The following is an 11,121-nucleotide window of genomic DNA, read 5'->3' as shown; positions in this document are numbered from 1 at the left end:
AGGCCACGCTGCCCACCATTGCGTTCTACAACCAGATGCTCGGCCTGGACGAGGCCGATTTCGTGAAGAAGACACGGGCGAGCTTCAAGCTGGGCATCGAGTTCAAGGACTGGGGCCGCGTCGGGCATCGCTTCTTCCATGGCTTCGGCGACTTCGGCCCCACGATCCATTCCCGCCCGCTGTGGATGTACTGGCTGCGGCTGCGCGCCAGCGAGCCTGGCCTGCCCTCGTACGAGGAGTGGTCCACCGCCACGATGATGGCGCGACACCAGCGCTTCGCCCTGCCACAAGACGGCGAGCCCTCGCCTGCCAATGCATACGGCTACGCCTACCACTTCGACGCCGCGCTTTACGGCACCTACCTGCGGGACTACGCACTGCGCCACGGCGCGCAGCGCATCGACGGGACCATCGTCGACGTCGAGACGCGGCCGGGTGACGGCTTCGTGGCAGCGGTTCATTTGCGCGATGGCCGCCGCATCGACGGCGACCTGTTCATCGATTGCTCGGGCTTTCGCGCGTTGCTGATCGACGGCGTGATGAATTCACGCTACGAGGACTGGAGCCATTGGCTGCCCTGCGATCGCGCACTGGCCGTGCCCTGCGAACGGGTGGATCCGATGACGCCCTACACCACCTCCACCGCCAAGGCGGCCGGTTGGCAGTGGCGTATCCCGCTGCAGCACCGCACCGGCAATGGCCTGGTGTACTGCAGCGCTCACCTGAGCGACGACGAGGCCGCGCAGACATTGCTCGCAGGCCTGGACGGCCAGGCACTGGACGATCCGCGCCCGCTGCGCTTCACCACCGGCCGGCGGCGCGAAGCCTGGGTGAAGAACGTCGTGGCCATCGGCTTGTCTTCGGGCTTCCTGGAGCCGCTGGAGTCCACCAGCCTCCAGCTCATCATGGACGGCGTCAGCCGCCTGACGGCACTGATGCCGGACCGCCATTTCGCGCCTGCGCTGGCAGCAGAGTTCAATCGGCAAATGGCCTATCGCTACGAATCGGTGCGCGACTTCATCATCCTGCACTACAAGCTCGGCGAGCGCCGCGACAGCGCCTTCTGGCGCTACTGCGTCGAGATGCCGATCCCGGATGATCTTGCGCACCAGATCGAGCTGTTCCGCAGCAGCGGGCGCGTGGCCATCATCGAGCCTGAAGGCTTTGGCGTTCCCTCATGGGCGTCGATCCTGTTCGGATTGGGCATCGTGCCGGAGCGCTACGACCCCTACGTCGATCGGGTGGATCTCGCCATGGTGCGAAGGCACCTGGCGGGGGTTCACGAAGCGATTCGGCGCGCGGTGCCAACCATGCCCGACCACGGCGACTTCCTGGCCCGCCTCGTCACGCACGGCGGCTCGGAAGCAGTGCGAGCACCTGCTACCCAGCCATCTGCCTCTCGGGCAAGGTGAACGGCGTGGACGGCTTCTTCCGCACCACCAACGTCGGCGCGTCCTGGGTGTGCATCAACCTTCGACCGCGGAGCGCTCGCCGCCGTCAGACGAGCGTCGGGAGCAACGCGTCCAGCTGCGCGAACTGCTCGGGCAGCCCCTCCGTGCTCCCGATGTTGCGGTCGAGTGCTTCCTTTGTTGGGTAGAGCTCGGAGAAGGTCAGGTGTGTCTGGCCGTCCTTCTCCTCGAACGTGACGGTGGTCACGGCGCCGTCGTCGCTTTCTTCGTTCGTCCAAGACAGGCGCGACGGCGGCGTTACCTCGATGTACTTGCCGAAGAAGGCCATCGTGTTCGAGTCGCCGAGGTCGAACACGAGGCGGTAGCCGCCGCCCACGCGCACGTCCTGTTCCAGGGACAACAGCACCAGCCCGATCGACTTCGGCACCCACCACTGCCTGAACAGCTCAGGCCGCGTCCAAGCCTCGAAAACCAGGCGTGCGGGCGCGTCGAAGATACGCCTGACAACCACTTCGCGTTCGGACTTGCGCTCCGCCGAGGTGGGATGCTTCGCGCCCGCGAACTCACTTCTTTCGACCATCGTCTCTCTCCTTGCGTTTCAGTTCCTCGACGACCTTGTCCAGCGCATCGAAGCGTGCCGTCCACATGCGGCGGTAGCGCTCAAGCCAGGCCCACTCCTCGTCCAGCGCGCCCTGCCCCAGCCGGCAGGTGCGCACGCGCCCTACCTTCTCGGTGATGACCAGACCAGCTTGCTCCAGCACGCCGACGTGCTTCTTCATGCCCGTCAGCGTCATTTGGAAGCGCTCGGCCAGCTCTGTGATCGAGGCGTCCTTGCGCCAGAGCTGCTCGATCACGCCGCGCCGGGTCGCGTCGGACAGCGCGGCGAAGGAGACGTCGAGACGAGATGAATACTGAACCATACAGTTCAGTATATGGTCGACGATCGCAGGATGCAAGCGCACTTGCACCCGTGTTCGTAGAACTCCAGGGGCAACTCGTCCGGATGCGCTAAGACGCCCAAGTGCGAATGCCATCGAACGTCGACTTTTCGGCGATGAGTTGAGGCTTCGCGATGTCCGCAGTCGGTCGTCAACGACCTCCGAGTCGGCCGCACCGATCAGCGGCTCACGACGGACAGCCGCCGGTCGGCCTTGACCGACTGCAATGTGTTCCTGACTTGAAGTTCGAACGCATCCCCTGGCTTGGTCGTGACGACCCGTTGCGGTCCTTGGGCGTCCAACGGCGAACGACAGCTATGCTCGGCAGCAATTGCAATCTGGTGACGGGCCGCTCCGCTCGACGTATGTCGCTCGGAGCCAGCCCACAAATTTTGGCCGTTCATGATCGAGAAGCTTGAACTCAACCATCTCCGGATGCTCAGCGCCCTCTATGAGCAGGGGACCGTGTCCGCGGCGGCCGAGGCGCTCGACGTCTCGCAGCAAGCCGTGAGCCTCCAGCTCAAGCGGGTCAGGGAGATTCTTGGCGATCCCCTGTTCGTGCGCACCGGTCACGGCATGGTGCCGACAGCCTATGGCCAGTTGATACAGCCGCATGTCCGGCAGTTGCTGGCACTGATCCATGCGATGCCGATGCCGACGTCGATCGCGCTTGAGGACATGGAGCGCACCTTGAGCATCTCCGCCACCGACCATGCGCAACGCATCATCGTCGGCGACCTGATTCGCGAGTTGCGCCGCGCGGCTCCGCGGGTCAAGGTGAAGATCTCCAACATCGAAAGCGCCGGCTTGGTCCGACGGATGCAAGAGGGTGAGATCGGCGTGGCCTTCACATCGAACGGCTATGTGCCTGAAGGTCTGCTCTCGACCCCGCTCTTCACGGAGAGGTATGTGTGCGTCGCTGCCAGGCCGCTGACCGAAGGGCCGAACGCACTGCCCTTGGAGTCGCTCGTGGCACATGACTTCCTCGTGGTGTCTCCAGCGGTGCCGAGCTTCGACGGCTCGGCGGGAAGCTGGTTCGAGCAGCAGGGGCTGCGGCGCCGCGTCGTGGCGTCAGTGCCCTCGTTCTTCATGGCGCTCGAGTACCTGCGGCAGTCCGACATGGTGGCCTTCATGCCGTCGCGTCTGCTGCCCTGCGAAGGGCTTTGCGAGGTGCCGCTCGAGAAGTATCCGCCTGGCTTCCAGGTGGTCGCGGCCTACCATCCGTCCGCAATGTCCGACTCGCTGTTGACCTGGGTGCTCAACCACGTACGGACCACGTGCGGTACAGCAAGATAGCGCTGCTTGTGACCACTACAAGCGTGCCGACATGGCACGCTGCGCAAGCCGTTCCTAAGCTGTCGAGCATCGCAACTCAGCATTGGACGGCAAATGAGCACGAAGCTAGTCAATCCCGCGGGCCTCTATGACGGCGCACCCGTCGGCATGTCGCAGGCCAAGGTGGACCTGGAATCTCGATTGGTCTTTGTCTCGGGCCAGGTGGATTGGGACCGTGACTCGCGCGTCCGGCACGCCACGCTGGAAGGTCAGGCCGAAGGCGCGATCGAGCACCTGATCACGGTGCTGAACGAGGCCGGCTCCTCGCTCGACAAGGTGCTGCAGCTGCGGGTGTATGTCCGCGGCGAGCTTGCGGACGGCATGTCGCAGCTCGTGCCGGTGCTCGCCCGACACTTTGGTACGGTTCGCCCGGCCTTGACGGGCATCGGCGTAGCTTCCCTGGCATCACGCGATACGCTCGTCGAGATCGAAGCGTTGGCCAAATTGCCCGAACATCCGTGACGGTTTTCGTCCGGGCTCCCGGCACCAAGTACCGCTGAAGCGGCCGCTCGGCGAGTCACGCAGAGCGGCGGCTCATGGCCGGCAACGTGAGTACGAGATCGCGTCAGGAAGCTGCCTTTCGACGCCCGAGCTCACTGGCCAAGGTCCGCTGTCGGCACAGTCCGCGAACGGGTAGCGGCGGCACGCAGTTGTGCGTACGTTGGCCCGCGACATGCCGGCTCCGACTTCATCGTGCCCGCGGCTCGATGTGCAGGATCACGCGTTGGTAGCGGGTGAGAGCGGGTGTGCCTTTGTCGGTGACCTGCACGATGACGTGCGCCGTGACGGCGGTCTCCACGTCCGGCAAACGCAAGCCCACCCGGGCCAGGTTCTCCGTGCCAAGCGACAGCGGCGTCTTGAGCGTGCCGGCTTCGGGGTAGGCGAACCACAGGAAGCTCAGGCTGTCGCCGTCGGGGTCGGTCGCAGGGCCGGCGTCCAGCGTCACCCAGTCGCCACTGCGCACCCGCAGCTCGGCGGCATGGGCCAGGCGCACGACGGGCGCGTGGTTCGCCTCGGCAGGCGGGTGCGTGGTCCAGAGCATGCGGGCGGCGAAGTCGTTTTGGATGGCCTCGCGCCAGCGCCACAGCGTCGCAGCCGCGTCGTTGAACTCGCGCTCACCGGGCTTGACGGGACGGCCGTAGGCTGCGGCAACGTAGGGCCGGTAGCAGTCCACGGCGTTGGTCCAGATCGGGCGCGTCTCGGCCTCGACGGGCACGCCGCCGGTGAAGCCGTCCGGGTCAGTGTCCTCGCGGCGCGGCGTGTACAGCTCGTAGCGCCCGCCCCAGCCGCCCCAGTTGGGATGCTCGGGCACGTTCAGGCCGTTGGGGATGAGGCCGAGGAAGGACGGCGTGTCGCCCTCCATGCCATAGGCAACGTCCGGGTAGGCCGCGCCCAGCGGGCCGTGGCCTTGCTGGATGTGACACGCGATCCAGGCATTGCTGACATGTTGGTTGTCGATGCCTTCGATCTCGCGGTGCATCGCGCTCCAGGTGGGGTGCGCATAGCTGCCGGGGCTGACGATGTAGAAGAGGCCCGGGAACTCGCGGCGCAGCCAGGCGCCGCTGTCGTCCTGGTCGGAGATAGCGTAGATGCGCAGGCGGCCGACCGCCGCGTCGACGGCTTCTTTCGGGCGCGTGCGCTGCAGGCTGTGCAAAGCCTGCGCCAGCGTGTTGGCACCGCCCCAGACGCTGACCCACAGCGGGCGCGGGTCGGGGCGTTCGAGCTCGCGCAGCAGCAGCTTGGCGCCAGGGCTGTCGCGCCCGTCGCCGATGGCCTGCAGGCCGTAGCCGGGCTGCCCCGGCGCGACGCGCGCCAGCAGCTGCGCAGCATCGGGGTAGGCGTGGTCGTGCTCGCGCAGCCGGCGCAGCACCCGGCCGTAGCGCTCGATGACGCGACGGATGGATTCGGGGTGAACACCCTGGCGCATGTGCACCGAGGTCGTCGCCACGAGGCCGCGCAGCTCGATGTCATTGGCATAGAGCAGCAGCCGCACCAGGGACTGGGTATCGTCCGGCTCGTTCTCGATGTCGGTGAGGACGACGAGGCGCGGCTTGACGGCCGGCGCTTCAGGCGCGGCCGAAGCGCCGGCCGACAGCATGAGCGTGCCGAGCAGCGCGGCGAGTACGAGTCTGAGCATGTCGGTCCGGCTCCTACTCAGCGGCACAGCCGCTGCGCGAGATGGAAGAGGTTCTCGGCCGAACAGCCACGCTCCTAGTTCACCAAGGTCGTGATGCTCTTGGCCGGAAGCACGACGGAGAACGAACGGTCACTGACCGCGATCGCTGGCTGCTGCTGGAATGTGGCGGTCTGCGTCGTGCGATACGGCGTCAGAGTGGTCAACTCGCGACCCGCGGGATGGATGGCCGCCGTGAGCGTGACGTCGACGGCGTTCTCGTTCACCAGCACCATCACCGCCTTGTCTTCAGCAGCGCCAGCAGGTGTTCCGAACGCGGAAACATGGACGCCCTTTTGCGGCAGCGAGGTGGCGTCGTAGCGAACGTAGCCCGGACGAATGAAGTACGAGAAGTGCTTCATGCCGATGCCGAAGTAGGTCGGCACGTTGTTCGAACTGATCAGGCCTGTCGGTGTCGAGTCGTTGGAGTTGACGAGCCACCAATGGACGTAGGCGTTGTACTGCGACAGCGTCAGGCCGTCGTGGATTTCCTTCGCGATGGCAATCGCATCGTCGATGCTGGTGGCCCACGAAGTCTTGCTGTTGGATTGGTTGACCGAGTCGAGGTAGTGTTCGGTCATCCAGACATCTTTGCCATGCTTCGCGGCCGAGCCGGGGTAGCTCGGTGCACCGCCATAAAGGTGGCCGCCGACGATGGCGATGTTCCCGGCGGCGTTGGTGTCGGCCAGCAGCGCGTTGGTGGTCGCCTGCGAGAAGTAGAAGGATTCCGGCGCCATCAGCTTGGTGGCGGTGCCGGCGACGGCCTTCGCCCCGTGGCCGCCGGCCCAGGAGGTCATCTCTTCCGGGCTCCAGAGGCAGGACTCATAGGTTTGAGGGTCCCAGTCCGGTTCGTTCTGAAGCGAAATGGCGTGGAGGTTCACCTGGCGGGTGGCCGCATACCGGATGTAGGCGTTCAGGTAATTGGCGTAGTCCGCGTACATCGTCGGGTTGAGGCGGCCGCTGTAGAGCGGATTGCTGCGATCCGTGTTGACGATCTTCATGCTCGCGGGCGGTGACCACGGCGAGGCAAAGACAAGGGCACCGCGTGCCTGTGCGGCGGCGGCGTTCTCCAGTTCCGGAAACCATTGATTGGTGTCGGCCGTCTGTGTGGCAGCGTTCCAATCCGCGGGCGCGATCCGCATGCGGATGATGTCCAGTCCCAGGCTGTCGGGCCGGCTGGTGCCGAACAGCACATTCAGGCGATCGTCCGACATCTTGCTGTAGTACCAGGCGGCCGAGCCGCCGAAGCCCTGGATCCTCTGCTTCGCATCCCTGAAGTCGATGTCTGCCTTGTTCGTCGAGGGAACGATGGTCAGCGCCGTGCTGACGATCGACGTCCTGTAGTGCGCGCTGTCGCTGGGCACGAACGTGGCTTGAATGATGGCCGTCCCGGCCACCTTCGTTGTCACGGCACTCAGCGGCTTGCCGTCCACGGTCTTGTAGGTCGAGGGATCGGCCGTGCCCTGAATGCCGTAGAGCGCGTAGGGCTTGGTCGTGATCTGCGCGGGCGTGAGCGCCGAACCCTGCAGCACGGCCGAGGGGAGATCCCATCTGACCGGCGGTTCGGCCTTGCTGACGGTCAGCTTTCGCACGGCGGTGTTCGTCGTGTACTTGGTCGTGTCCGTCGGTGTGAACGTGACCGACAGCGACTGAACCCCGACCTCCGGCTTCGTGCCAGCCGCCGGCGAATAGCTGAACGTGCCTTCGACGGTGGATGTGGCGTTCAACTGCGCCGTGCTGAGCGTGGTGCCCCATCGGACGGGTGCCGGATCCGGCCACGCGATGGGCGGCTTCTGTTTCTGCACCGGAGCGCGCGCGGACGTTTCCGCGGTGCCTGCATCAGCGGGAGTGGCTGACGCCGCACCGCCCCAAGCCCCCACCCAAGTACTCAGCAATGCAATCGCCGTGCAGCGCACCCGATGTCGGATTCGAGTGGTCGTCGAGAGCTCGCTGGGTTTGTTTGATATCGGCGGCATGCTTGGGCTCGTTGATTGGGTTGGCGAAACGGGGCTCAGCGGAAGATCTGCTGCGCGAAGTGGTAGAGGTTGCCGGCCCAGCTCTCGCGGTCATGCTCATGGCCGTCGACGTTCCACACGTGGGGCACGGCTCTGATTGTTCGGCAGGCGACATCCGGCAATGGCCGCGGCTGAATTGGTCAGACCACTATAGCTCCTCCGGAAATTGGTTTGACCAGTAGAAACCGGCGCCGAGTCGATTTCAGTGGTTGTGGCCATCGCCTTGGCCGTGCGGTGCACCCGGCGCGTGAGTCGGGATGGCGTGCCCCGCCGATCCACGCGGGCTCAGCACCTGAGCGCGGTTGTTCAGCGAGACGCGTCGGGCCGCCAGGTGGCCGGCAAAGGTGTCCGTCGCGAAAACGACGTCACCCCCGACCATCGTCAACAGCACCCGGTTGCGGCCCAGTTCCTCGTCGGGCACGGTGAGGAAGTCGCGCTCCAGGATGATCAGGTCGGCGAACTTGCCGGTCTCGATCGTCCCGACCTGGCGCTCCAGCCGCAACTGATGCGCAGCGTTGACGGTGATCGCGGCCAGCACCGCCTCGCGCGAGAGCGCCGGATCCGCATTGATGGGCCCTTCGAAGATAGGTGACAGGCTCGCCGCGCTGTGCGGGTTGGTCGGGTCGCCCGAGCGGGTGACGCCCACCTTGAGCGCCAGGAAGGTGTCGAAGGGATCGATCGGCCAGTCGCTGCCGTGCACGATGCGAGCGCCGGCCTGCTGCAGGCTGCCCGAAGGCTCCATGCGGGCGAAGCGCTCGGCACCGAGGTGGTTCTCGGTCTCGCCGATGGAGTAAGGCGCCCGCTGGGCCCACTGGAAGGACATCGTCGCCATCACGTCATGCGCCGCGAAACGCCCGTAGTCGGCCACCGCGACCGTCTCGTCATGGGCCACCGCGACGCGGAAATCGGCGCCGGCTCGCGCGGCCCGGGTCGCTTCGACTCCATCGAGCACGGTGCGAACGGCGCGATCACCTGTCGCGTGCAGGTGCATGTCCAGGCCGGCATCCACCGCGGCCAGCATCAACGAACGCAGCGACTCGGGCGAGTAGTACAACTGGCCGAGGTTGCTGCCAGCCACCCACTGCGGCGCGTCGTCGGTGCCGACGTTCTGCAGGTAAGGCGACAACAGTGCGCCGGTGTCCGCCGGCGCGTTGACGACCCCGTCGAGGAACACCTTGACGGTGCGCGATTGGATGCCAGGCGCCGGTGCTGACGCGTCGGATCCGGCCAGCGCTGCGAGCGCCTTGGCCTGGGCGATCGCTTCTGTCGGGGCGCTGTTCGCCAGTGCCGGATCGATGTTGACCGCCAGGTGCACGCGCGCGGTCAGCTCGCCAGCGTCGCGCAACGCCTTGAACACCTGAAAGTGCGGCTTGCCCGCCGCCGCGTCCATGAAGGTGGTGATGCCTTGCTCCCGGATCGCGGCCAGTGCGGCCCGCCCCTGCTTGAGCAGGTCGGCCTCGCTGTCGGGCGGAATGGCCGCCTTCAGCTGGAACCCCGCAGCGTCCTCGCAGATGCCGCTGGGGGTTCCGCTCTCGTCGCGCAGGAACTTGCCCCCGACCGGATCGGGCGTGCCCGCGTCGATGCCAGCCAGCGCAAAGGCGCGGGAGTTGGCCAGCACCGAGTGGAAGTCCGCCGAGGTGACCGCGATCGGCCGCGTGGTATTCAGTCCATCCAGCAACGCGCGGGTCGGGTCGGCATCCAGCGCAGCAGTCGACTGCCGGTCCCAGTTGACGGCTTCGAGCCAGGCGTCGGGGCCGGCTTCGGGTGTCGCGTCGAGGCAGGCCTGCAGCCGGCCAGCCAGCTGGGCGCGGGTCAGCGGCGCATAGGCCAGGTCGCACAGCAGCAGTGCCCGGCCGCCGGCCAGGGAATGCAGGTGGGCATCGACGAAGCCCGGCATCACCATGCGGCCGCCGAGTTCGATCACCTTCGTGTCGGGGCCGATGCGCTTCGAGGCATCAGCGTCCGAGCCGACGAAGACGATGCGGCCGTCCTTGACCGCAACGGCCTGCGCGACGGTGCCCCCGCCATTCATCGTGACCACCTTGCCGCCGCGCAGCACCACCTCCGCGTTCTCGACGCCACCACCACAGCCGACGGCCAACGCCACCACGCTCACCGCCGCCAACAGCGCGGCGCCTGCCTTGCCCAAGTTCATGTTTCCCCCCGGAACACGCCCGACATGGGCATGCCGGAAGGTATCTGCCGCGCACAGGCACAACCCTCTGCAAATGGGGAAGGCCCGGGTCAGCCCGCCCCGCCGGGCGACCTCTGGCTGCTCAAGATGCGGCCGAGCGCCACCTTGTTGGACACGCCCAACCGCAGGTAGGCTTCGCGCAGGTAGGTGCGCACGGTCGTGGGGCTGAGGCCGGTCTCGGCGGCGATCTGCTTGTGCGAGCGGCCGTCGGCATACAACAAGGCGACGCCCATCTCGCGCGGCGGCAGCAGCGCCGCACGCCGTTGAGGCATCAGGCTGACCAGCAGCAGCTCACCGCACCGGTGCACGGCCAGACGCAAYGCGCCAAGCTTCAGCGTCGAGCCGGTCTGCCGCAGCGCTTTGACCAGGTCCGCCGGCGGCTGCTCGCCGTCCCAGTGAGGGAAGCGTTCGCGCAGCAGCAATGCGAGCTGTGCATCGATGTAGGCAAACCCGCCCGTGGCATCCACCAGGGCGTGCGCATCACCTGCCCGCAACCCGGCCTGGCTCAACATCGTCGCGACGCGCTCGCTCCAGCGCTGCATGAGGTGTGCGCTGAACTGCTCGAACAGCACGCGGTGCGCAGGCTCGAACAAGGGCGAGGCCTGATGCCGGTACACCGAGATGAAATGCATCAGGCCGCTACGGGGCAGCGCACGGGTGATGGCCAGGATCTGATGCAGGTCATGGCGGCGGGCAAAAGCCTCGACCACCGGTTCGGGATCCTCGTACCCTGTCTGGCAGACGACGGTATCGAGGCGCTCCATCGAGTCGAGGGCAAAGCGGTCCAAGGCGCTGATGTGGTTCCACTCACGAGCGAAGTCGACGCTCAGATTGATCCGACCACTCAGCCAGTTGCGGGGCGCCAGGCCATCGATGCCGCCGGAGCACTCGCCCCACCACGCGGCGTCGAACGGCACCAACGCACGAAGACCCATCAGGCCCTCCCTCATCAGCCGCGAAGGCGACGCATCCCGGGGCAGCCTGTCGAGCGCCAGCAGTCCGTTGCTGAACGCTTCGAGAGTCTGGTGGCGGATCTGCATCAACGGCAGTTTAGGGG

Annotated in this window: 9 protein-coding genes; 3 read left to right on the top strand and 6 right to left on the bottom strand. The window is 66.4% G+C overall.

From position 1 onward, the window contains the following. Positions 1 to 1,412: tryptophan halogenase family protein (locus tag AC1DYI_RS17120; protein WP_477205341.1), on the top strand; the 1,412-nt coding region annotated here is incomplete at its 5' end. A gap of 85 nt (positions 1,413 to 1,497) precedes the next feature. Here the strand turns inward: AC1DYI_RS17120 and AC1DYI_RS17115 are convergent. Both AC1DYI_RS17115 and AC1DYI_RS17110 read right to left on the bottom strand, forming a co-directional pair. Beyond that, a complete protein-coding gene (locus tag AC1DYI_RS17115) occupies positions 1,498 to 1,989 on the bottom strand; it encodes an SRPBCC family protein (RefSeq protein WP_477205340.1) in 492 nt (163 codons plus the stop codon). Then, positions 1,973 to 2,365 carry an ArsR/SmtB family transcription factor gene (locus tag AC1DYI_RS17110; protein WP_477205339.1) on the bottom strand — a complete coding sequence of 131 codons (393 nt, stop codon included), beginning with the start codon at positions 2,363 to 2,365 and terminating at the stop codon, positions 1,973 to 1,975. The genes AC1DYI_RS17115 and AC1DYI_RS17110 overlap by 17 nt, the downstream gene beginning before the upstream one ends. A gap of 384 nt (positions 2,366 to 2,749) precedes the next feature. On the opposite strand from AC1DYI_RS17110, the gene AC1DYI_RS17105 reads away from it, so the two are divergent. Together AC1DYI_RS17105 and AC1DYI_RS17100 are read left to right on the top strand one after the other, a co-directional pair. Further along, entirely contained in the window at positions 2,750 to 3,643 is an 894-nt protein-coding gene (locus AC1DYI_RS17105) for a LysR family transcriptional regulator (protein ID WP_477205338.1), read from the top strand. A 93-nt stretch (positions 3,644 to 3,736) separates the two neighbouring features. Beyond that, positions 3,737 to 4,144, top strand: coding sequence for a RidA family protein (locus AC1DYI_RS17100; protein ID WP_477205337.1), 408 nt, complete (start codon positions 3,737 to 3,739; stop codon positions 4,142 to 4,144). Between the two features lie 226 nt (positions 4,145 to 4,370). Here the strand turns inward: AC1DYI_RS17100 and AC1DYI_RS17095 are convergent, their stop codons facing one another. The 4 genes from AC1DYI_RS17095 to AC1DYI_RS17080 all read right to left on the bottom strand — a co-directional run. Beyond that, positions 4,371 to 5,819 (bottom strand): DUF1593 domain-containing protein, encoded by a 1,449-nt coding sequence (locus AC1DYI_RS17095; protein WP_477205336.1) that lies wholly within the window; start codon positions 5,817 to 5,819, stop codon positions 4,371 to 4,373. A gap of 74 nt (positions 5,820 to 5,893) precedes the next feature. After that, positions 5,894 to 7,831: a glycoside hydrolase gene (locus AC1DYI_RS17090; RefSeq protein WP_477205335.1), complete on the bottom strand. Its 1,938-nt coding sequence runs from the start codon at positions 7,829 to 7,831 to the stop codon at positions 5,894 to 5,896. A 241-nt stretch (positions 7,832 to 8,072) separates the two neighbouring features. Beyond that, a complete protein-coding gene (locus tag AC1DYI_RS17085) occupies positions 8,073 to 10,025 on the bottom strand; it encodes an amidohydrolase (protein ID WP_477205334.1) in 1,953 nt (650 codons plus the stop codon). An 89-nt stretch (positions 10,026 to 10,114) separates the two neighbouring features. After that, the coding region (locus AC1DYI_RS17080; protein WP_477205333.1) for a helix-turn-helix transcriptional regulator at positions 10,115 to 11,121 on the bottom strand (1,007 nt) is incomplete at its 5' end.

The organism is Ideonella sp. P3_A4 (genome assembly GCF_056403075.1).
Note: the sequence above shows the minus strand (reverse complement) of the source record. Positions and strands in the feature narration are given on the sequence as shown.

Coding starts and splice junctions, on each gene's coding strand:
- AC1DYI_RS17115 (WP_477205340.1), bottom strand. CDS start 1,989: ATGGTCGAAAGAAGTGAGTTCGCGGGCGCGAAGCATCCCACCTCGGCG.
- AC1DYI_RS17105 (WP_477205338.1), top strand. CDS start 2,750: ATGATCGAGAAGCTTGAACTCAACCATCTCCGGATGCTCAGCGCCCTC.
- AC1DYI_RS17100 (WP_477205337.1), top strand. CDS start 3,737: ATGAGCACGAAGCTAGTCAATCCCGCGGGCCTCTATGACGGCGCACCC.
- AC1DYI_RS17095 (WP_477205336.1), bottom strand. CDS start 5,819: ATGCTCAGACTCGTACTCGCCGCGCTGCTCGGCACGCTCATGCTGTCG.
- AC1DYI_RS17090 (WP_477205335.1), bottom strand. CDS start 7,831: ATGCCGCCGATATCAAACAAACCCAGCGAGCTCTCGACGACCACTCGA.
- AC1DYI_RS17085 (WP_477205334.1), bottom strand. CDS start 10,025: ATGAACTTGGGCAAGGCAGGCGCCGCGCTGTTGGCGGCGGTGAGCGTG.